Genomic DNA, 22298 nt, shown 5'->3' on the forward strand with positions numbered 1-22298 from the left:
ACCGATTTGCTCAAATATGTGGAAAGAACCTGTGGATGTGGGCTGTCTAACTTGGGAACACCGACGCGACTTTCCGCTTCCTCGAAATCGTCGAAGTTGCATCGTTTGCTCTGAATTGGAACTGTTCGGAATTCGCGAAAGTCGTCGACCGACGTTGGTTCGCATCTACAACCAAACATTTGGCTCGGAGTCTGGCCGCACCCGAAACTATCCAGGCTAACGTCAGCGCCTCCGTCAATCTCACGACTTTCGCTGTTCAGCGTAGTCTCATCCGACGAGTTAAGATGTTGTGAACGATCATGCCAATGATGTCTACCGCGAGGGGTGACCGACGTGCGTCGCCCGATCCAGCGAGTACTGGCCTGATCGAATCCTCCCACTGGTCGGAATCACTTGCTAACAAGCACACCCAATAGGAACGTGCGAGATCAACATGGCGGAACATCAACTACCGTTGGGCAGGGCCCTTATCGATGGACTTATTGGACTCGGGCGTAGCATGGGGTATTGCGTAAAACGGGAGCATCCTGTCCTCGCAAGCGAACACGGCGAAGCATCCAAGGTCGATGTCGCTTGGTTTAGCGATGACGCGCAACGGTTCCCGCTGATGATATTTGAAGTGGAAAGCCGCGCTGGAAACACGATCGCCAGCAACCCACTCAAGGTATTCGCGCAGGATGTTGATCAGTTTGAGAAACCACTTTTCTACTTCCAAGTCATTGCCGAAGGAAAGGCGGAAACGTCACGTATCCAATTGCTGAAAAATCAGTACGGTACTCACAACTATCGTCTATACCGCCTTGGTCGTGGTGAATGGATGAGGCTGTTAATTGACGTCGTTAAGCAGCACGGTCGGATTCGCAGCAGCATAGACTATGTGGGCGTGTACAACGAATTAGCCGATTCGCGGTGGCCTGATGAGATTGACCCGATCGTGGTACTCGATGCCGCCTACGACGAACGCTTGTCACAAGATCAGCGGTTCGCAGAGTATGCGTGGCTAGCTCAGCATGAAGACAATGTGCGCAAACGCATGCCCAATCTGATTTCCGAGGACCAGGAGTCCGGATGGAATGGTGCGCGGAGTATCCCAACTTACTTAGCGCATTACTGGGCGCCTGCGATACTCTCAGCCTGGATGATCGGTCGCCACCATGGTATGGAGCTATCGGGTGTCTGGGATAATCACCTAAACGTTTGGAACAACGAATCTCTGGGCTATATGCGGATGTTTGAGCCCGAATTCTTCACCCACGACTATGCACAATTCATATTGTCGATCGGGGGACCCTTCGTTGCTTGTCTTGCCGGGCTCGCGCAAGGACACGGCTCAGCGATCAATGATTTCGTTGAAGTCCTGCGATCGGTGCTAGAGAGGTTTAGCCCTGGGGATGGCGGTCTACAGATTGCTGTTTGGCTTTGTCACATTTCGGCGCGGATGGGGAATGTGAACAACTTTGATTTTGCCTTTCAGTTCATTCAGTCCTCTGGCGGACTTTCTCTCGAGGGAATCGTCTGCCCGCCGTCCTCGTATTTGCTAGAGAACTGCTCACGAAATGAGTACTTTCCCGCAGGAGACTCAGTGTCGCTGACCATTTTCGAGTTCCAAGATCTCATGAATATAAGGCATGGCAACTCAGACTGTGATCGCGCGAGCGTGGCGTTTCAATCGCTTTGTCAAGATAATTATTGCTTAGGATGGTCCGATGAAGTTTTGGCTACACTCTGGTCACGAAGTTAGGTTGCCGTCGTGTCGATGCGATCAAAACAGTCTGCTGCCAAAGACAGCGTTTCAAGAGACACCGAATGCAAATTGCGAATCACGAAAGCCGCGTCGGTTGCATCGGCCGACGCGTTTTTGACCAACCGCTAACGCGCGGAGGTCTTGAATGCCTAAGCGGCTTTGCAGCTTCTAATACCGGTTGAAGCGGGCAATCTGCACTGGCGTTTTCAAAGTCAGCTCCGATACGTTTAGCCGGTGAAGGCCATCTGAGCAGAGCCGATCCGGCTTCCTACGTCAAATTGGACGTCAGTGTTCCAATTCACACGCGGGATGGAGAGTCGAATAACGCCTTGATCGTAGGCGGTCAATGCGATGCCTTGGGATGCGAAGCGGACGCGAATTTCGGCTGGAGAGTAGCCGGCCAGGGATGCATGGTTCAACACCCAGGTTCGTGAACGGCATGCCGTTGAGCCGGGAGTTGTTTGCCATCCTTTTTCTGCGAGCTGTTCGAGAAGTCCGTCGACCGAAGAATCGCCTAGCGACTTGCAGCGTTCCGCTTCGGGCTCGGATGCCAAATCGGTGATCGCCGCATCACAGGCGAAGAGCGCCGCGACGTTGGCGGTGGATGGTGCGGCGATTGACGGTGAGTCCGTGGAGTCCCAGCAGAGCTGCATGAGCGGATCATCGATTAACCCGCTGTCGATTTGATCCGTGGCGATCTGGTCGATTCGTGACGCGGAACGGTTGGTACCGAAAACTCCAATTGCAATCGGAATGAAGCTGCCTGCCCATTTATGGCCGCTTGTCATGTAGAAGTCTGAAGCTCGCAGCGAGCCATGATGGTCAACCTGGGCGAACTCTTGCGCCCCGTCAATGACAGACACCTTCACTTCCGACCGCCTCTTAATCGCGGAGATCATTTCTCCCGCTGGCAAGCGGATTCCGTCGTGACTGACTGCGGTCAAGAACAAGCCATCGCAACTATGTTTGCGGAACTGCTTGAACACGAAGTCGGCAATTTCGGGCCCGGTAGGACAATTTCGGGCGATGAACTGTCGCAGTGGAATAACGTGCAGTGTCCGAGATCGGTCGGCCGCACAACGCTCAAGCACTTTCCGATAGACCGGCCATGCGAGATCGGTGGTCAATACGCGTTCGCAGGGACCAAAGAGTAGTTGGCTGGCAATCCGAATCAGCGAATTGGACGACGTTCCCAGAACCAATCGCTGCCAGTCTTCGCAGCCGAGGGTTTCGAGTAGCCGCCGCCGGAAACCGGGGATACCGGGATAGGAACTTAGCTCGGGGAACTCGCGTTGGACCGTTTCGGGCCACGCTTCGCCGCCGTCTTGCAGCAGTGTGTCCATCAGGGGAGAAGCCGCCGCGGTCGTCGCGAATCGAGCAAGCTCGCCATGCCGGCGACTGGCCGACGGCGACATGAGCCCGAGTCGAGCGGAATCCAGGTAGTGAACGACGTTCATCGAAATTCTCCCAGATCATAGCCTACGGCAGTCAGGCTTCCCGATCCAGAAGCTCGGCATAAGAAGTCGCAAATAGATCGAGCCGATCCCAAATCGCCTCCGCTGCCTTGCGCTCATCGTCACGGAAATCAAGCTCGAACCGTGACGTCCGCCCCTCTTCGTCCACCAATTGCGAACCGACGGCTATTTCTCCGTAGATTCCCAGGTCAACCAGCAGGTCAGGCTCGGCTCGTAAATCCTCTTCTCGTACCAGCTTGACCCAAATTCCGTGAATATGCTGCTGCTCGATCCATTCGAGCAGAGGCGAAAGTGGTAAATTCTCGCCCGTTTCCCACAGCGACGCCGGCGCAATGACGGATCGTTGGATCAGCAATCCCGAATCGGCCAGATCGCAATTCAGTTGAAGACTCTTTTTGCCCGGCAAATCCTGCCAATAGACCGCATTGCGAAACCAAGAGATCGAGCGATATTTGGTGACCTCCGGCTTGCGGAGCAGACGCTCGTACACCGTCCGCCAAGTTTCGGTGTTTTCGAAAACGAGCTTCCCTTCGGACATTTCCGAGATCTTTGCGTGGAGGTCGGACAAGCTGGCGACGGCGTGATTCCGTAGCGTAGCATTATCGGATTCGGCGAGCGAGTTCAGCGCGCGGGCGATACGAATGTGCACTGAAAAAAGATCCGGCTGAAAAAGCAGTTGACTCTGCAAACCGGCGGCTTCCAAGACCTGCGTCAACTGGCGGTTTCGTCGGTTTGACTGCTGGAATTGGCTCAACTGCAACCCCATCACACTGCTGACCACAATGCCGAGAGCGGTGAGCTGCTCGGGCATACCGCCAAAGTAGCCGGCCAGTCCGATCATGCAGGCGCCGACAAACCCCGCCCAAAACCCGCTGATCACCGGCGAGCGTTTGCGTTTCGATTCCGTTTCACGCTGGTTTTCCACCGTGCGATCTACGAAGGTTCTGGTGACTGGCTACTCGGCATCGCTGACGATTCCTGTTCGTGGATCCAGGTGTGGGCCATGTCGGCGGCCTTGCTGAGCAGCAACAGATCATCGCGTCCGAACGACTTGGTGTGTTTCCACTGCTCGCCGTCGCGGTAGCTGCGGTCAAACTGGACGCTGTAGAACGTTTTGCCTTCGCCCGTCGTGTTGGCGAAGACCGCTGCTGAAACTGATTTGAGATTGATTCGGTGAGTAGGTTTGTTTCCCTGTGCCATGAGTTTCCTTCCTTGTTGAGTGCAATCGTGACCGATCCGGCGGATGGTCACTCCTCCACTTCGCTACCACATTCCGAAATCGAATCAAAGCAAAAACGAATCTGGCCAGCCGGGAAAATGGTTTCTCACCGGCGTGCAAATCCGGTGCACGGTTAACGAGTTCATAAACGCCGCCAATTCAGTCACTTTCTCTCTCGGAAACTGGGTGAGCATATGCACACCGAAGGCAAGACTTATCGCTTGGTCCCGCCAAGCCGCAGCGGGCGTCGTGTCGTGAACCGGCGCCAGCCACCGGAGCACGCTCATTGCCGCTGTCCCTGTCGCGATCTGACCAAAGACACGCCCTCCTGGGCAACGGGGGACTGGCGTGTCAGCGCGCCAGTGGCCGGGGAACCTGTGTCGGCAAATTGATACTTCTGCTGCGGAGGTCTCCGACACCGACGCGCCGAAGCGTGTTGGGGAACCTGCGTCGGTTGGTCCAACCTCGCCCACCGAAAAGATCCGCGAATCTGCGTTGGTGTTCACGACCTACGCGAGATAGCGAATCAACGAATGTGCCTTGTACGATACAATTTGAGTGCGATTGAGACCACGGAAGTCGCATTGGTGCACAGCCGACGAAAAGCAAAGCTGCCAAGCGAATCAGATTAGTCGCTTTCAATTTGCTGTCTTTTTATCTAGTTGGATCCACCGGATCCGGCTTACAAACCTTGTATGGCTCATACGCCGTCGCGCGACTGATCTGCAACGCCTCTGCCTTCTGTGCTTGACTAGCTTAGGACGACTTTCTTGCTTAAAATGGTAGGGAAACTGCTTCGTTCTTGATATCGAGAAAACAAATGAACCGAGCACGCATCTTGGCCTTTGTTGCGTTATTCTTGGCATTACCTATCTTTACCGGCTGTGGTGGATCCGACTACGATCGAGGGTATGAAGACGCTAAGAAAGATATGGAAAACTCTGATGGCATTCTTGAAAAGTTTTCTACCGGCTGGCAAGCTGGTCAAGGAAACCCCCACGAAAGCGACGATTACAATTCTGGATACTACCGCGCCGTTACGGAGCAAGATTGATGCCCAATGCATCTCTTTTGAATCGCATCGTAATCTTGGCGACTACTTACGCGCTCGTGACGTTGTTCTGCGGATGTGGTTCGGAAGTTGCAAAACCCAGTTCCGAGCCAGCAGAAGCAGTGGAACGCTTAAGCTCGGAGAAGGAGGAGCTTGAGGCGGAATACCGTAAGCGTCAACTGCATCTGCTTGATGTCAGGCTGCAGTTACACACAGCACGTGAAGACTTTGAGCAGCGTGCAGATGCTGCTGAGTTGTTGATAACTGAATACCTCTCAAAGACGATGCCCCTGATGTCCGTCGAAGATGAGAAGATAGAACGCCTCACGGACCTCAAGTACCGCAGGGCGACTATGGCGAAGTTGATGCAAGCAAGAGATATGCGAGACGAACTGGCAATCGCACGTGTGAAAGCGGAAATGACCGCTTACTCGCAAAACACAGCAGCTAAAGTGCATCGTTCGCTGGATCGTGACTGGGTCGAAGCACTACTGCGGTTTCGGTGTGAAATAATGTATCTCAGACAGAACCACGCTAGACGAAGTGGTGATCCATCTGAATCGAAACGCATGGGAGCTGAGGTCGACCACATGCGAGAAGAGCTACGAGAAAGATTCGGACCAAGCAGAGGTGAGCGGCGAGCGAGATACTGATTCCGCAGATTTCTTTGACGCTTCTTCGGGCGGTTCGTACGGATTCATACTGCAAATCACATCCTTGCTTGGAAACTCGGTCAAATTTGGTCTGAAAATGCTTGACGTTCGTTCCGGAATATCGGTAGGCCGACAACTTGATTCCGGCGCGTGGGTGACGGACGCCTCACGCAGTAAACGAGATTTAGTAACTCGCAGAGGTTGCATCGTCCTCCGGCGCGACGGAATTGCGGTTCGGCGCAACGGTGGAAATCACCGACCGCAAGTAGAGAGACGTGCAGTTGCGTTGATGGCACCTGCGGGCGTCTGGGGCCCTGTATGGAGCAGCGTTCGTGACCAAGGACGAACCGTCATGAACCTTGAGCGATTGCCTCGGAACGATTGACGGACGCTTCCAACGACGCAATCGCCAACCACCGCCGCGATGCTCCGGCGGCCGAAGCAGGTGCTTTCCCGGCATGTCGCCGTCCGCTGGCCTCAGTACTCCCACCCCAGTTCGGCCCGTTCAACGGTCCGTCTCGACGGTCTTTCAGCGGGGAACGCATCCGCTGATTTTGGCGAGCGCTCTCCGTGCCAAACACCCGGGACCTCATTTGAGTCCTAACGAATGTGGGTAATCCCGAGAAGCAGATGTGGATGGCAGTCCAACTGGGAGCCGCTGTGGCATCGGCAGAACCTGAGCAACGGATATACCAACGACAAAGTTTTTCGTTCTTGATTCTTCGTGACAGCTTGTGGCAGGTTGTCCGAGTGAAGGAAAAAAGCGACGAAGAATTGCTGGCTCTCGTGTTGCGATCGCAATTTGAACGCGTCGCAGCTCGGGATGTTCGCGAGATTGTTCAGGCCGGAAAAGCTGAGCTGGGCTTGACGGACATCGCGTACGATCGGCTCATGGCCGGCATCGAGCTTGGCAAGCGGGTTGCTGAAGTAAAAGCGAACTACAACGAACGTCTCACGTCCACGCACAAAGCTGTAGCGTTCTGCCAATTGCATTTTGGCCGGTTGATCGCTGAAGGGCTTCAGGAAGAATTTCATGTTGTCACACTCGACACAAAGCACCGAATGATCAACTCGCATTTGATCACGGTGGGAACGCTCGATGCATCGCTCGTCCATCCCAGGGAAGTCTTCCGTCCGGCGATCAAGGATGCATCCAGCCGCGTCTTGTTGGCACACAACCATCCATCGGGAGACCCCACCCCGAGCCGTGAAGACCGCCGAGTGACGGACCAATTGACCGAAGCTGGCAAGCTGATCGGAATCTCCGTGCTGGATCACATCATCCTGGCAAAAGAAAACAGCCTGAGTATCCGGGAGTACGACTAATACTGATTTCCCATTGCCACTGCTGCCGCTGAAAGACACTTGTCGACCGCGGTCAATCGAGCAGCGTAGAAAACGGTTGCGCTGATCGAGGAATTGCTTTACTGTGAGATCGTAAACACGTGTCCACGGTGGCACAGAAATACAGGGCCAATGATTTATGCATTTCTGAACCAAAAAGGCGGCGTCGGCAAGACAACGCTTTCGATCCATACGGCGGCCGAGCTGGCGTTGCGCGGCCGGCGCGTGTTACTGATCGATGCCGATCCGCAAGGCAGTGCCTTGGCCTGGTCCAACTGTCGCGAGACGGTTGACTTCACGGTGGTGGGAATGCCGAAGGCGACGATCCACAAAGAGATCGAAATGCTGGCCGGCGACTACGACGACGTCGTCATCGATGGGCCGCCACGTGTGACCGAACTTGCACGCTCGATCATCCTCGCCGCGGATCTCGTGGTCGTCCCGCTGCAGCCGTCGCAAATGGACGTCTGGGCAGCATCCGAGACGATCGACTTGGTCCGCGAGGCCAACGTCTACAAGCCGGACATCGGCGTATGCCTGGTGATCAACCGCAAAATCGCCAACACGGCGATTGGAAGAGATGTACGCACGGCACTAAAAGAACTTGGGGTTCCGGTGCTGAAGAGTGACATCGGCCAACGCGTCGCATTCGCCGAGACGGCGTCAACGGGATCCACGGTGCTTCCAAAGCGTCACTCCAAGGCATCCAAAGAAGTGAAAAAACTGGTCAACGAACTCAGGAGGTTAAGATGAGCAAAACGATCACCATGTCCACCCGCCCCAAAGCCAAGCCCGATGCCGACAAGTGGGTCGAAGAACGGAGCAGCCGTCCGCACGGCATCGAAAACATAAAGCAAAAACGGCTAACGCTCGACATGGACGCAAGTCTGCACACCGAGCTCAAGCTCCATTGCGTCAGAAACGACATCCAAATCGCGGAATTCCTCCGCGGGCTAATTCGCAAAGAACTTGCCTTGGCTGAAAGCGGCCGCTGAAAAATGTAAGGGGTTGCGACCGCTGGCGGTGGGGCGGATCGGTGCAACGCAATTGAACGCGGAGTTCGCCAAGATTGACGCAGGCTAGAGACGTCGCACATCGGATTTTGAACCGTCCACGATCGGAAGCATTACCAGATTTTGGCTTACCCTTTCCAGATTCCCACTGAATCTCAATGAACCGCTGCAAGACGCAGACTGTCGTCAGCAGTCCAATAAGTTTGTGAATAGTCCCCAAGTGTAGAGTGTGCTGAGGAGTATGGCCTTGACGGGAGATGGGAGCTTTTGTCTCTTTCGGGCCATACGAATATTGGCCGCTAATTTCGGACCATCAATTGCGAACTTGAATTGAACTATTTGGGAAAAACATGACTCACATCGGGATCAGAAAGCTCATCGGAGATCGGTCAGAGTACGCTGGTCGCACTTGGTGGTTTGACTTCGATAAGATCCCCGAGCGATGCAACGAGAGTACCGTCGCAACTGCGTGTCAAAAGCTTTTAGAGCGATTTTCTGGCATTACGAAAGGGTGGAGTTCAGGAGTCAATTCAGAATGGACGGTGCGAGTTTTCTTCTCGGTGAAAATGGTCCTCAATGCGTCGCTCCTGGCTCAGAGCTTTGAGTACGCTTCGTCAAAGAATCTTCGTTCAGTACTCCCATATTTGCACTACTACACGGTACTCCACTCGCTGCGAGCTGTTCTGTTTACGGACCCGACAGTCGATTGGAAAGACGGAGCGATACTCCATATGACGCATTCCAAAATGATCAAAGCGGCTGTTGTGGCGTTAGCGAGATTTGATCGTAAAATGGCGATTGATGTGGAGGCTTCCGTGTTGCATCTGAAGGCGGTTCGAGAGATGCTCTCCTATCGAGCCCCATCAAGCGGTGACCAGTTCCAAAAACCCAATTTTGATATCATCGATAATTGCAGAATGTTCTTAGAAATCGCACAGCTTCAATCGGAATTGCTAGAAGCATCTATCGAAAAGCACGTATCGACAGCTTATCCATTGGAAAAGGGTTTGACAGATCGGGTGTGTCACAACGTCATAGACGGCATAGAGTTTTTCGACAGCGAAGATAGCCACAGGATTAGCTATTTGGCACGAAAACACCCAACGCCTACCAATATCATGCATATGCTTTCTCCCGGTCACGAGGAAGACTTTTATGGGGCTTGGTGTAGAGATGGTTACGACACCGATTCATCCGACGATTCTTTCGATCCGGACTGGGGTCGCCTGATGCTGTTCAAGATGGAGTAGCTCGCGCCAGGCTCCTCCACATTGCAGGGGAGCATTAGCCGTTCGCGACCCACACATATTCGTGACGTTTAGGTGCTTTGGCGCGCGTCCGCGGCGTCAAGAACGAAATTCAAATCGCGGAATTAGCGCGCGGGCCAATTCGTAATGAGTTCGCCTCGGCAGAAAACGGTAGTTCAAAAACCAGTTTCCGCTGGGCGAATTACCTAGCTTGGCATAGCCCGAGGTCGCCACAAAGGCAAATTGCCTACCAACGACGCAAATTTGCATTCATGAACAAAGCGATTCTGTCGTCAGAAGGATGTTCAGATTGCCGATCTGCCCCGCGTTCAAATCAGCGACAGATTGAACGTCAACGCAAATTGAACTGCGCAACACCGGGGTGTCGGCCAAGGGAGATCGCAGACGACATGCGAAAACTCACGTCGTTGTAGCTAACGTGTCCACCTTAACGCATCTCCAATTATCCGCCTCAAAGCGGAAAAAGCGTACTCGTTGCTTGATTGCTCATGGCTCACTTAGTCAACGAACAATCGACGGCCAGCAGCAACTAGGTTCCAGATGTCTAATTCTCAGGCTTTTTTCGACAACGAAACGCCCTTCCATCCTACCTATTCCCCCTAGCCTTGCTAGGATACCCGTTGTTTTTAGCTGCTTCGTTGGTTCTTTGTACAGGGGTTCTACATTGGGCGATCAGGAAATAGTCGAGCGGCTTCGGAAGGTGAGCCTTGCGGAGGTCGCGGCCTCGCTTGGACTGCCGATTCAACGACGAGGCAAGAGGGTATGGACCAACTGCTTGTTTCACCAAGACCGAAAACCGTCGATGGCGTTGCATCAGTTGCCATCGGACGATTGGCGATATAGGTGCTTTTCCTGCGGAGCAACCGGGGACGTTTTTGACTTAGTCCAGAAAGTTGACGCCTGTGACTTCCGCACCGCGTTAGAGAAAGTCGCGTCGATGGCGGGCGTGACATTGCCCAAACGCCGGAAAAAAAGCGAGCCAAAGTTAAATGGCACCGAAGTCGCGTTGCGGTACTACGCTCAACAGACAAAAGACGAAACACGAAGGTTGAAAGAGTGGGCGAAGGAGCGATCGTTGCGCCCATCCATTCTCAATGAGTTTTCGATCACATACGCGCGGAATCAGAAGTTATCAACAACAGTCACTAATCGGGAGGAAATTGGGGCGTTACGCGATGCACAGCTAATTTTTCAACCACTGTCAACCAGCTCGCGACAACCTGACTTGGAAATGAATGTGCCCGACCGCGACGCGATGATCGGTGACCGAATCATTTTTCCTGTGCGGGACTTCAACGGTGTTCCGCAGGGGTACTTCGGGCGAACGCCTGATGCTCAAACGCAACCACGATACCAGTTCACTCGGTACTTTCCGAAGAGTCAGGTACTGTTTGGGCTGGATGTCGCACGGAAGTCTCTGAAAATGAAACTGTCTGCGAATGAAGATGGAGACGCATACACCGAGCTCCAACTTTACATCGTTGAGGGTGCAACGGATGCGCTACGGTTACATCAATTGGGACTGGATGCCGTCGCAGTCATGGGGAGCGATCTATCGGCGGATCAAGCCAAATTGGTCAGGATCTTGGCCCGCGAACTTGGGGCTGCCTCCACTTCGCTAACCGTCCGGCTATTCTTTGATGGTGATAATGCGGGGGAAGCTGCGACGCGTAACGCATTGACGAAGCTGCTCGCTCTTCTTGCGGAACAGGCTCTATTCGGTATCGAAATTGTCTTGCCGACCGATGACGATTCCCCTTATCGAGGCAGCGACCCAGATACTTGGCTAGTCAATGCGACAAAACGCAATGCTCTACGGAAGATTAAGAAGGCGATCGTATCAGTCGGACGATTCTTGATGGCTTATGGGTTTCGGTGCGAGATCGACGAGATCGAATCGCGGTGGCGTCAGTCGGCTATGACACAGCGGTATGCGGCGTTGCGAAGAGTCGACAACCTTCTTCCCAAGAAAGAATGGAAGGGTATTTTCGGAGCGCTCGGCGAAGACCTATTCAATACTTCCAGTTCGTCAGCTGACGTTTTGAGTGACGAATCTGCTTGGAAGAATCGGCTTACCGAATATCTTTGCCGTTCGGGTTCGAATCTGACGGCGACCGGGACGGGCGACATCCCGCGGACTGAGCAAGAATCGACGAAGATCACTCACGCGATTCAGATTGCTCATCACTTTTCCCAAAGACGCGAGTTTCCCGTAGATCCAGGAAGTTGGGAGCGATTGTTGGGGGGCGTGAATGTCACTACGCCCTACCTTGTGGAGTTGCTTAACCAGGGAGCGGAAGCGTGCAACGTCGAACCGTTACTCGGGATGTCCGTACCCAAACAGTCGGGCAAAGAACGTCTCAAGGCGATCCCTTGCGCCGAACAGCTCGCAATTCAGCAGTACCTCTTGAATGAATTGCTCGGTAGCTCGATTCAATCAACTGAGTTTGAGGAATGCATACCTGCGGTTCGCAGCGATGGAGGCGTTCTACGGACGACTGGATTGCGAAGTTCAATGGCCGTGCGTGCGGTTTGCTTTTCATACCAGATCGATATGGAGATCGTTCGCAACGAGAAGCCCCCTGGCAACGAGGGTTTTTTTCGTCCCTATCGGGATTGTTGGTCTGATTTCGTTGAGTATCTATCAAGGAAAGTCCAAACCAACAACACCGATCCGTTTGATGATCGACCGTTTTACGTCGCCCGCCTGGATGTTCGCGCCTACTACGACACAGTGCGACGAGTGTGTGTCGATCGCATTTTGTTCGATCCGCTTCTTGAAGCGATCAAATCGCTCGATGAACCGTCCCAGTTTGCACCATCGTTCCGCTCAAGCGTCACCAACGCAACCGAGCGTGCACGCGAGTTCATTGACGTGCTCTGCCAACAAAGTTTTGGATATGCCTACGTCGATCCCGACTCTGGTGAGGAGAAGAAGTTCAAAAATGGTGCGTCGATTGGGATGCCACAGGGGCCAAGTCTTTCAGCCTATCTCGGGTCCATCGCCCTGTTTGAACTAGACGAGACAGTACAGGCAGCAGTCGAGGAAGGTGAATCTGGTATTGCGTACGCGAGGTACGTCGATGACATGGTACTTATCACACGCTCGAAGTCATCTCTCGACCAACTGCGTGCAATCGTCCAAAAGCAACTCGGACTTATCGGATTAGAGCTAAGTTCCAAAGTCGAGCCGTTGCCTCCGATGAACGCCGTTCAGGTACTGTTCGGCGACAATTGGTTCTCCGCTTTAGCGACAACTAGTATTCCCGATTACGAATCCGATTTTTATTGAGAGGCCTTTGCTGACCGTCCAGCTGACTTCGTTTTCTTGGCTGTTTCCACGCGATAGCTTGGCACGTTCAACTCGATGATCACGCTGTGGTGAACCAAGCGATCGATCGCCGCCGCCGTCGTCATCGCATCTTTGAAGATCTGGTCCCACTTGCTGAACGCCAAGTTGCTCGTCAACAGAACACTCCCTCTCTCGTAACGTTCCGCCAGCAGCGTGAACAGCACCTCCATCTCTTCTCGATTCTGCTGCACGTAACCCAGGTCGTCGATCATCAGGCCCTCGAAACGAGACAGTTGCTTGATGTACTTCTGCAGGCGAAGATCCCGCTTTGCGATCAGCAACTGTTGCACCAGCAAGCTGCACGTTGTCAGAAGCATGCTCCGGCCTTGCTGGACGAGTTGATTCGCCAAGGCACAAAGCGCGTGACTCTTCCCCGCACCGGGCTGACCGAAAATCAGTACGTTCTCCCGACGATCCAAGAACGATCCCTCCCGAAGACTCTCCAGTTGTCGTGTCACTGACAATGGCAAGCGATCGAAGTTGAACGTCTCCCATGTCTTGCCCAGCGGAAGACGTGAGTTGGTCATTAGACGCTTGATCCGACTCTCGTTGCGGGCCTGGCATTCCAGTTCCGCCAGTTCCGATAAGTATTGAACATGGCTGAGATCCTCCGCGGCTGCTCGGTCGGCCGTCGCTTGAAACTGGTCGCGAAACATCGGCAGACGCAAGCTGCGAAACTGCTCCTTCAGCCGCTCCTCGGTCCGTTCGTTGCTCGTCCTCGTGGGCGGGGTCTTGGGAGGCTGCCGTATCGACGATTCGGTCTTTTTCGATTGGGGCTTTCGTGTGGTTGATTGATTCATCGTTTGGACTCTCCTTGTCAAACGTGTCAAATAATTCGTCATAATCTTTCAAGTTCGGTGCTTTGACATCGATGTCGGTCACCGGCTTGATCTCGATCGCTTCACTCACCATCAGCCGAACCTGATCGACATCGATGGATTGTCCCGATTGGATTTGATGACGCAGTGCATTCTGCACCGCATCTTGGCTTTCTCGAGCCGCTAATTGCAGGATCTCAAGATACTTCCTCACCGCCACCTTCTCGCTGTGAGCGTCGCATAGCATGTCATAGGCGATTCGGAAGTGACTCGTCGGGAACATGTCCTGACGGTATTTGTAGTTTTCGAATGCTCCCGGTTTGCGAACCAATGAATCGATCACGTGCCGGTAGTTGATGGCCGATCCGCCGACGCCAGTAAGTCGTGGCATCCGTTGCACGTGGATGCCGTGATGCGTCACATCGATCCACTCGGCACCGATCCGCACATCGACTTTTTGACCGATCAATCGGCTAGGAACCGAATAGATGTTTTTCTTGACATTAATCGTGCTGCTACTGCCGACGATGATGCCTTGTTGGTTGTCATCGGTATCAAGCTTACTATCGGGAAGTGGTCGCAAATGCGAGCGTTCAATTTCAAATCGATTTAAGCGCGCATCATTAGCGCGAACGATCAGGGATCGAACGAAATGCATGTAGTCTTCACGACTGGCGAAGTCGCGACTACCGCGAAGTAGCAATGCTTGGTCGACTCGATTCTTGAGATGACCGTTGGATGACTCAACGTCGCCGTTTTCGTTCGCACAGCGAACGTTGATTCGCTCTGACTTGGTGCCATAGTGATCCATCAACGCTCCATAGCGAGCAGTGAGTTCTTTCTTTGAAGAGTGATTGTTGATCGCAGCGCTAAGGCTATCAGTGCGGTGACGCTCGGGCACTCCGCCGAATTCCCAAAACGCATTTTGAATCCCCTCGCTGAGCGCTTCGAAAGATTCGGAGAAACACAGAGAGACCGACTCGACGTTGGAATACGTCAGGACACAATGAAAGAGCATGTGTTCAAACGAAACGCCCGCGATGGTCACGTTCAGTGTGTTCATGACGGTGAAGTCACTCGCAGCAACCCGAGCCGGATGATGGACCTGCGGGAAGATCACTGCTTTGTCTGGACCTTCTGTACTGCGCCACAATCGGACTCGACGTTCGAAGGTTCGTCGAGTGGAGTCTGGGTAGACGCCTGGATAGCGGTCTTGCAGCCACTGGAAAAGGGTCTTGGCCTGCAGTCGCGGTTCGGCCTCAAGCCTGATCTGCACCTCGTTCCAGACATCGGCGAATGGATCGATGCGAGTCCGGTAATCTCGCGGCTTCTTCCGCTGAGAGGGGAGCCGATTGTCGTTTCGATAATGTCTTGCCGTTTTCTCATCCATCTCAGTCATCCTTGACGATGCGGCCAGTGACTTGCCAGATGCTAGCAAACGCCGCAGTTCTTTAACCTTTCCGTCCGTGACCATCGCAATCTCCGTGAAAACAAGGAGTTACGATGATGACCCGAATCGCAAAATCCGGGAATTGTAATTGTCGCTGACCGCACCGGCATCGTTGCCAAAGCCGGCCTCAAACCGGGATTTCTAATTGTCGCCAGCCGGGAAAACCAATCGCCGCTAGACAGGTACAGAACTGGTTAACCGCGAACCGGGGGCTCGCGACTGTTTCCGGAGTTGTTCAAACACCGCCAATCGTCGGAGCGCCACTGGGCGATGATGGTTGTGTGGATCGACGGTCGGTGCTCATCCGACTACACAATCGGGAGCTGCTCAACCCGGCAACTAGCCGTTCGATGGTGCTAGATGTTATCCAAGGAGTGTTGCGTTGTCCGGAGGTCAGGTTCGGGGACCAGTGTCATACCGCTGAATTGATATGGAGATTGATTGCCGAGGAAATCTCAGCGGGAAGCGTTTCAGCGACAGACACGGACGAGATAACTTCGCGGTTTAACAAAGTTTGGAGGAATTCGTCAGACGAAGAGTCTCTCCCCGAGCTCGCAGACAAATGGATAATTCTCGCATCCGTTCACGGCTTGGACCGGTTTCTGTCCAAGCGAACGTTCAGGTCCACTTTGTTCGACGAGGAACAACAGGAGCAAAGCTACGCTTGGCGACAAGCGATCGCTACATCCGTGCTTAGTGGGTTGGTGGAAAGATTAATTGCGGCGTTTGCCTACAGACGACATCTCGCTGAAACACATCTTGCTTGTCCACGAGCTCAACCTTTTCAACCGTGCGGTAAGCGTGACCAAATCGGTCGATTCTGGATATTTGCTTGTCCGAGTCAACGCGATCGCGAAAGCGAACCCAAGGTCGACCAACCTCACTCGTCACATCATCTCGCTCGCGAGTCTCAAACCAAGCGGCGATCTAATTAATTCTTTGGCGAACCTTTCCCGAGGGCAAACTGACGAACATTTGCTGTTTCATGAAGCGGTCTCACGGTTATCGATGCAAAGCGAAGGCAGTGGGCCCGATCCGATGCTCTCGATGTCCACGTTCATCAATGACGCTTACGATCGAGATCCATCGTCTCTTTTGGTCAAAACGCTGAAAAGCTGGCTTCCTGAAAACGATGTCGAGATCGACAACGACACGGCGATCCGCTCGTTAAGCGTCTTCTTGAATGTAACCCAACAGGCCCAAGGCCGATTGCTCAACGAGCGCCCATCACTGCGGGACGCCGCGTTGAGATTCTCTGGTGATGGTGACGCAACGTGGCTTCCCTGTTTGCCAATCGAACGTATTGATGGATTCGTGGGGCACAACGAAACGCGGTTTCTTGCTGTGTCGATAACAGGTTTCAACGAGCAGGAGAAGGATGATTCCAATCCTGAAACGGCAAAACTCCTTCCAAAAACTAAATGGACGACAATCGACCGAAAGCGCCAGCTACCTTATCAGCGAGCAGATTCAGAGGCGTTTCAATTGCTCGGCGCTCGTTTGGACAAATTCAGTGAACGATTTGATCTTCCAAGTTGGATCGCTGATTCCTTTGAGAATCTTGTAGGGTTGAGCAGCGATGGGATGGAATGTGCACCAATAGTCCGAAACCTGTTAACGGACACCGTCGAAAGTACGGATGAAAATATGATCCCGCCGGTGACAACGGTGTTGGGCTATTCCGTACCGAGCCACCATTTTGACTCACAGGCTTTCGTTCGGTCCTCCAATCAGCAGTTAGTGCCGCAAACAGTCTACGCAAACGGTGCCCGCTATTGGAGAGCCGGCATTGCAATCACCGATGCGTTGGGTTTGCTTGAGGAAGTGTTCTACGATCCGTTGAAGAGCATACTTCGTCCATCGCATTCGGTGGCGCTGGATGAAGACGAAGCAGAATATCGTTGGGCGATGGAGAAACTGGTTCGGTTCAGTTTGCAAAGACTTTGCGGCGTGACAACCAATTCCAGTTATATCCGCGAAGATTCTGGCGTTCCTAGAAGTCTGCAGCGAGTGCTGGAACGCCTTCGTCGATTCCCAAAGTGGGGAACGGATCATGTGGAGCCTCGCACCATTGCCGCTGTCCTTGCTGCCGTATTTGAAACTCGTTTTGCGGCCGCGCGGTTCAGTGACGAACGTGACCAAGCGTGGGAACAAAAGTCTGGGGCAGCCGTGTCGGTACTTGCTGAGATTGCACGTCGCGTCATTTATACCGATAGACAACTTGCAGCTCGATTGCCACGTGCTGAAATGAAGGATGTCATCAAGCGTCGCAACGTTTCCGCATGGCTCTCTCTCGCAGCCCGCATCCATCGACTGGCCGAATTGATTTACGGAAAATCGGACGCCATCCAAACTCCATTGCTTGGACTCTGTCACGGACTCGCGTTTTCCGGACTTGGTGCTCTCCTTCGATGCTTGGCGTTGGAAACGATCGCTGCCGAGGATGGCTTGTGTGACGGCATCTGCAGCCTGAAGCCCTCCAGCGTCTCTCTATCCGGCTGGCACCTTGATGGGTTTGAGCTTTTAACCTACGACCGAACGCGCCCTAATGCGGACGATCCAGAAAGGACTGAATTGGAAAAGCTACTTCTCACCCTGAAGCGAGGAATAGCGGACGATAACAGCAATCAAGCAAGAACCCTTGAAAAGATCACGCCGCTTGGCTGGGCTGTGGTGCTAGGCATTGCCACTGGATACCTCAGATCGGATTTGAAACTAAGTTTCCTTCAAGCCGATCATTCCGATCCAAAGTCGAATGAAATGTTCAAGGCCGTTTGCGACCTCTTGAAACCCGCCGCTCGAGATATCGACGACGGCGAGGACGCAGACGATCCTTGGTACGGTTTGGCGAGCGTTCTTGAGAGGAGTACTTTTCAGAAGGTCCTCCAACTCATTTCACGTTTAGAGGAATTTGGTGAATCCACGGGACTTCACGTTAGCGAAATTCAGATTTCATTTCGGTTCCGAATGGAACCTACTGAACACGACGCCGATCCCCTCGAATCCAAACGACGGTCGTGGGATGTTAGCTTGGACGAGGCTACCTACGAGCTTGAAACATGGCGTATCGCGTCTGCCTCGACTGCGAACGAATCCCAGAGCGTTCCGGCCGAAAGCGTACGCGCCAAAGACCAAAGAGGTAATCTAAAACCACACTATTACTGGACAGAAACCAGATCAGATGGTCAGTTGATTGGCGTTCATGTGGCCAAACCAGGACTGGCAGATCTAGCAGGCTTTCATTTGCCGGCCCAGCCGGAAAATGAGGGGGGGGACGAAAGAACAAGAGAATCCGAAACCAAACCAACTTCACTGAACGATTCCAACGGCAACAACTCCGATACAAAAGAACAGTCGTCCGCGGAGCAGAACATTCAGGTAGATGGTCTTCCTCGTTTCGCTGCATACAACGCATCAGCGACGCCGTCTTCTCGCAGTCAAAACGATGGTGTGTCTGAATGGAAAGACCTGACACGGTACCAGAATCTTTCTTGGGCGGTTCGCGCGAAAAGTGATGACAGCCACTACAAACGCATCGCGTTTATCCAATGGCAAGTAGAAGATTACGGATCGTATAGACATCCATTCTATGAGTGCAGTGAGCAAAGATTAAGCGATGCAACGAGCAGCACCCGCGGAGAACATAAGGAACCGATCGAAGTCGTCAGCTACGTCGAACATCGGCGTCGATGCATATTGGACAAAGCGTTGCGAGCGTGCAAAGCGTTTAAGGTAGATATGCTATTGCTTCCCGAATACTCAACTCGCCCCGAGACAATTGATTGGCTGCTAGGCGAAATAAGGCTGCGAAAGCTAGACGTTTCGATCTGGGCAGGAACCTTTCGTCTGCCACCCTTTTACTCGACAGCGAAGGACCATTGGACATACAGTTTATCGGACTGGGCCTCCGTGCTTCCAATCATTGAACAAATACCCGGAAAGACGGGGGCCCTCGGCTCCTTTGACGCCTGTTTGCGTCTTCGCAGGAAAAAGTATCCATCTATTGCTTACAACGAAGTCTTTGACCCGGATAGAACACGATTAGACGCGAAGACTGAATCCTCAACTCAGGTTGTTGAACTTATTTGCTCGGAAATCTTCCTGGCTTCATCTCCAACAAATCTCATGGGTCTCAGGAAGACGTGGGATGACCTATGTCAGCAATTTGGAAGCTCGCCCAAAAAAGGCGACGAGCTTGTGGAGTACATCCTTAAAGATTTTGAGACGTTTGCCCGCAGCACGACGATGTGCAATAAACCTGGAGAACGTAGAAGTATACTGTTTGTCCCCGCTATGACTCCTCGGACGGTCGACTATACGGTACTTGGCCAAGCAAGTTATCTTGCTGCAGGATTAACTACCGTATTTTGCAACGACTCGGGACGTCACGCACATGGGCAAAGCTGCTTTATTGGCCAGGACGGTTGGGATCGCGAGAATGAGGAAGCAGATGGCTTACCTGGAACGGGACCCTATCATGGCGTAACGCCGGGACTATATCGCCCCTCCGAGAAAGGGCGCGGATGGCTTGGGCAACACGAACAAGCCATGGTGATCGCAGATGTCGACCCGCTCTACCAAGCGGAAGGTAAACCAAGGCCGCAGAACTTGATGCCGCCACTGAAACTGATTGCCCATTTGCCGATTTTTGAAGTTGGTCGAGTCGAAGACGAAAAGAAATCAAAATACGGAAACGTGGTTAAATTGAAGTCTCCTATTGCGGAAAAGCTTTCAACGCTCAAGTGGCCAGATCCTGGATTTTGGAAGAATCAATCGATAGCCGAAATCAGTGATCGAAGGCACGTAATCTCCACGCTGCTGACATTATTGTCCAATCACATAGCAACAAGCGGCGTGTCACCCAATACGATCAGCGATGTTTCGCACAGAGAAACCACATGCTTACTTGGTGCCCTTGCAGCAGCCGCCCCCGAGAATGCCGGATGGCTAGAGAGGCGAGCCAATGCCTATAGAATCTACCATGCACTCGATCCACGGCCTTACCCTCCGCCAGTCGCGTTAGATTGGCTCTATGTCGATCTGAACGTACGCAACATAGACGAAGCAAAAATCTGGGTACCTCCTTTATCGTGCCCACCAGCGTCCGTGAGCTGAGTAGTCCTGGTTACTCACTCATGGTTGCGGGGAGTACCGTCCCCCGTAGTTCGTACTGCTCGTCATTTTGGAGATGGCATGAATCGTTGTCACATCTCCAGGTTGAAAAGATTTCTGTGGATTCGATCAGAGCGTAGAACGCCGCCTCAGGGCGGCTCAAACGGATTTTAGAACTAACAAGAACGGAAGCTTCGAACGGAGGCCAGCTAACGCCCGATCAAGAGTCATGGCTATACCGTGTAGCCGTCCATGAAGCTGGACATGCCGTCTATGCGGCTCTGAATGGCTGGCCAATCATAATAGCGGCTGTCAGACCAAGTGAATTGTTGACAGACCCTGGGAACACTGAGGTCGTCTTTCCTTCGAAAGACGCAGACTCGCTTTACTACGCCGCGTGTCGATGCCGAGGAAATCGTTCTAGGAAGAGCAGCCGAACATGGATTGACAGATGATCGTCAGCGACATGCTGAAGTGACTCACGCTGAATTCGAGATATCGGTTGAACACGCCAGGAAGCGTCTTACCTTGGAACAGGCAACGAAAATTGCGAAGCTCTTGCTACGTCACAAACAGCTTACCCACGAGAAGATTTACGGAGAACTTGGTTCTGCCAATCAATTGGGAGTAAAATCGGTGGAACTGCCCTTTATGCCCTTCGCCCGGCGCGGATCATGCGCCGGGAAATCGCCATAACATTGCCGTCAACGGAGTCGTCCCTCATCAACTTTTTAATCGTGCGAGCGCCTTCTCGATCTCCTTCCCGTACTTCTCAATTTCTTTGATCAATTGGGCTGGTGTGCGGGTGTCCGCTTCGACTCGGGTGTTTGGATTGACCGCCTTGAGATCGAATACGGCGTTCTCAATGGCTTCGGCCTTCGATCGAAGTTCGCGAGCTTCTTTGCCTAGCTCTTTGATCTTGGCGTCCGCCTCCGCAATGGCCTTCTTCTTTGGTGGCTTAGCTTTTTTCAGCTCCTTCAGGTCCGCCTTCCAACCATTAGCGGCTTGCTCTTTCTTCAACGCTTCGCGGTGAAATGGCTCCGCTTCGGTACGAGCGATTGCTTTGCGTTTTGTGAAGTCCACCGTCCAACTTCGGTCGCTATCCTTGCGTTTGTTTAGCAGCTTAAAGAACTCGTCGAAACGGTCGATCGTGAACGGTTTCTTCTTGCCGACCTTGATGTCGGACAAATCGTAGTACCAAATTTTCTCAGTCGGCTTGCCGCGATTGAAAAACAGCAGATTGGTTTTCACGCCCGCGCCAGCCGCTGTGAACACGCCGCCGGGCAGCGAAACGATGCAGTGCAAATCGCACTCCTCGAGCAGTTTGCGTTTGGTGTCCACGAACGCCGATTCGTTCGTGCGGAACAACACCCCCTCGTCAACCACGATACCGCAACGTCCTTCGGCGGAAAGACTGTCGAGAACGTGTTGCAAAAACAGCACCTGAGTCGCACCAGTCTTGAAGGCGAAGTGCGTTTGAGCTTCTTTGCCCTCCTTGCCACCAAAGGGCGGGTTACTGAGCACACAATCGAACGTGGCCGGTGCGGTGGTGAATAGCCCGTCGTACAGTAAGCGCCCAGGAGCACCATGGGTTAGGTGGGCCAACGGGGCGACGCCGTGGCCATGTTTCAGGGAAAGAGCTATCGCCCGATTCTCGGATCCACTGGCCGTAGATGATCCGCGATCCGCCGGGACAAGCGTCTTGATCTCATAGGGCCCAACGCGAGCTTAGCAGGCGCGTGACTCCCTCGTGACGCGCGAGGTGTGTTCTACGTCAGTTTTCTTTTATCGAAAGACAG

At 53.2% G+C, this 22298-nt stretch carries 14 protein-coding genes and 2 pseudogenes; 10 read left to right on the forward strand and 6 right to left on the reverse strand.

What is annotated here, in order from left to right:
• Window positions 1-433 precede the first annotated feature (433 nt).
• Together Enr13x_RS11065 and Enr13x_RS39370 are read left to right on the forward strand one after the other, a co-directional pair.
• The gene (locus Enr13x_RS11065) at window positions 434-1741 is read left to right on the forward strand and encodes a hypothetical protein (protein ID WP_145386108.1); all 1308 of its coding nucleotides are present in this window, start codon (window positions 434-436) and stop codon (window positions 1739-1741) included.
• Between the two features lie 9 nt (window positions 1742-1750).
• Window positions 1751-1873, forward strand: a complete 123-nt coding sequence (locus Enr13x_RS39370) for a hypothetical protein (RefSeq protein WP_261344176.1) — start codon at window positions 1751-1753, stop codon at window positions 1871-1873.
• A gap of 98 nt (window positions 1874-1971) precedes the next feature.
• Here Enr13x_RS39370 and Enr13x_RS11070 read toward each other — a convergent pair whose 3' ends face one another.
• The 3 genes from Enr13x_RS11070 to Enr13x_RS11080 form a co-directional block, all read right to left on the reverse strand.
• Window positions 1972-3201: an aminotransferase class V-fold PLP-dependent enzyme gene (locus Enr13x_RS11070; RefSeq protein WP_145386109.1), complete on the reverse strand. Its 1230-nt coding sequence runs from the start codon at window positions 3199-3201 to the stop codon at window positions 1972-1974.
• A gap of 31 nt (window positions 3202-3232) precedes the next feature.
• Window positions 3233-4060 (reverse strand): hypothetical protein, encoded by an 828-nt coding sequence (locus Enr13x_RS11075; protein ID WP_145386110.1) that lies wholly within the window; start codon window positions 4058-4060, stop codon window positions 3233-3235.
• Between the two features lie 92 nt (window positions 4061-4152).
• Entirely contained in the window at window positions 4153-4419 is a 267-nt protein-coding gene (locus Enr13x_RS11080; RefSeq protein WP_145386111.1) for a hypothetical protein, read from the reverse strand.
• Window positions 4420-5258: 839 nt separating this feature from the next.
• On the opposite strand from Enr13x_RS11080, the gene Enr13x_RS11085 reads away from it, so the two are divergent.
• The 7 genes and pseudogenes from Enr13x_RS11085 (at window position 5259) to Enr13x_RS11115 (ending at window position 13059) form a co-directional block, all read left to right on the forward strand.
• Window positions 5259-5492 (forward strand): hypothetical protein, encoded by a 234-nt coding sequence (locus Enr13x_RS11085; RefSeq protein ID WP_145386112.1) that lies wholly within the window; start codon window positions 5259-5261, stop codon window positions 5490-5492.
• Complete coding sequence (locus tag Enr13x_RS11090; RefSeq protein WP_145386113.1) at window positions 5492-6142, forward strand: hypothetical protein; 651 nt, start codon at window positions 5492-5494, stop codon at window positions 6140-6142. The genes Enr13x_RS11085 and Enr13x_RS11090 overlap by 1 nt, the downstream gene beginning before the upstream one ends.
• An 873-nt stretch (window positions 6143-7015) precedes the next feature.
• Window positions 7016-7468: pseudogene (locus Enr13x_RS38895) on the forward strand (JAB domain-containing protein); the annotation flags it as partial.
• Window positions 7469-7618: 150 nt separating this feature from the next.
• A complete protein-coding gene (parA, locus tag Enr13x_RS11100) occupies window positions 7619-8239 on the forward strand; it encodes a ParA family partition ATPase (protein ID WP_145386115.1) in 621 nt (206 codons plus the stop codon).
• Entirely contained in the window at window positions 8236-8481 is a 246-nt protein-coding gene (locus Enr13x_RS11105) for a hypothetical protein (protein ID WP_145386116.1), read from the forward strand. The genes parA and Enr13x_RS11105 overlap by 4 nt, the downstream gene beginning before the upstream one ends.
• A 749-nt stretch (window positions 8482-9230) precedes the next feature.
• Window positions 9231-9749: an RNA-dependent RNA polymerase family protein gene (locus Enr13x_RS11110; RefSeq protein WP_145386117.1), complete on the forward strand. Its 519-nt coding sequence runs from the start codon at window positions 9231-9233 to the stop codon at window positions 9747-9749.
• A gap of 682 nt (window positions 9750-10431) precedes the next feature.
• Window positions 10432-13059, forward strand: coding sequence for a CHC2 zinc finger domain-containing protein (locus Enr13x_RS11115; RefSeq protein ID WP_197455946.1), 2628 nt, complete (start codon window positions 10432-10434; stop codon window positions 13057-13059).
• On the opposite strand, the gene istB is transcribed toward Enr13x_RS11115, so the two are convergent.
• Together istB and istA are read right to left on the reverse strand one after the other, a co-directional pair.
• A complete protein-coding gene (gene istB / locus Enr13x_RS39735) occupies window positions 13053-13961 on the reverse strand; it encodes an IS21-like element helper ATPase IstB (RefSeq protein ID WP_390621100.1) in 909 nt (302 codons plus the stop codon). The genes Enr13x_RS11115 and istB overlap by 7 nt on opposite strands.
• A 355-nt stretch (window positions 13962-14316) precedes the next feature.
• Window positions 14317-15411, reverse strand: a pseudogene (istA, locus tag Enr13x_RS39740) (IS21 family transposase); the annotation flags it as partial.
• Between the two features lie 693 nt (window positions 15412-16104).
• Here istA and Enr13x_RS11125 point away from each other — a divergent pair.
• Complete coding sequence (locus tag Enr13x_RS11125) at window positions 16105-20502, forward strand: hypothetical protein (RefSeq protein ID WP_145386120.1); 4398 nt, start codon at window positions 16105-16107, stop codon at window positions 20500-20502.
• Window positions 20503-21222: 720 nt separating this feature from the next.
• Here the strand turns inward: Enr13x_RS11125 and Enr13x_RS11130 are convergent.
• A complete protein-coding gene (locus Enr13x_RS11130) occupies window positions 21223-22104 on the reverse strand; it encodes an HsdM family class I SAM-dependent methyltransferase (RefSeq protein WP_197455947.1) in 882 nt (293 codons plus the stop codon).
• Between the last annotated feature and the right edge of the window lie 194 nt (window positions 22105-22298).

Origin of the sequence: Stieleria neptunia, from assembly GCF_007754155.1 — a bacterium.
GTDB classification, from domain to species: Bacteria; Planctomycetota; Planctomycetia; order Pirellulales; family Pirellulaceae; genus Stieleria; species Stieleria neptunia.

Coding starts and splice junctions, on each gene's coding strand:
- istB (WP_390621100.1), bottom strand. CDS start 13,961: ATGACGAATTATTTGACACGTTTGACAAGGAGAGTCCAAACGATGAAT.
- Enr13x_RS11070 (WP_145386109.1), bottom strand. CDS start 3,201: ATGAACGTCGTTCACTACCTGGATTCCGCTCGACTCGGGCTCATGTCG.
- Enr13x_RS11090 (WP_145386113.1), top strand. CDS start 5,492: ATGCCCAATGCATCTCTTTTGAATCGCATCGTAATCTTGGCGACTACT.
- parA (WP_145386115.1), top strand. CDS start 7,619: ATGATTTATGCATTTCTGAACCAAAAAGGCGGCGTCGGCAAGACAACG.
- Enr13x_RS11105 (WP_145386116.1), top strand. CDS start 8,236: ATGAGCAAAACGATCACCATGTCCACCCGCCCCAAAGCCAAGCCCGAT.
- Enr13x_RS11080 (WP_145386111.1), bottom strand. CDS start 4,419: ATGGCACAGGGAAACAAACCTACTCACCGAATCAATCTCAAATCAGTT.
- Enr13x_RS11075 (WP_145386110.1), bottom strand. CDS start 4,060: ATGATCGGACTGGCCGGCTACTTTGGCGGTATGCCCGAGCAGCTCACC.
- Enr13x_RS11065 (WP_145386108.1), top strand. CDS start 434: ATGGCGGAACATCAACTACCGTTGGGCAGGGCCCTTATCGATGGACTT.
- Enr13x_RS11110 (WP_145386117.1), top strand. CDS start 9,231: ATGACGCATTCCAAAATGATCAAAGCGGCTGTTGTGGCGTTAGCGAGA.
- Enr13x_RS11085 (WP_145386112.1), top strand. CDS start 5,259: ATGAACCGAGCACGCATCTTGGCCTTTGTTGCGTTATTCTTGGCATTA.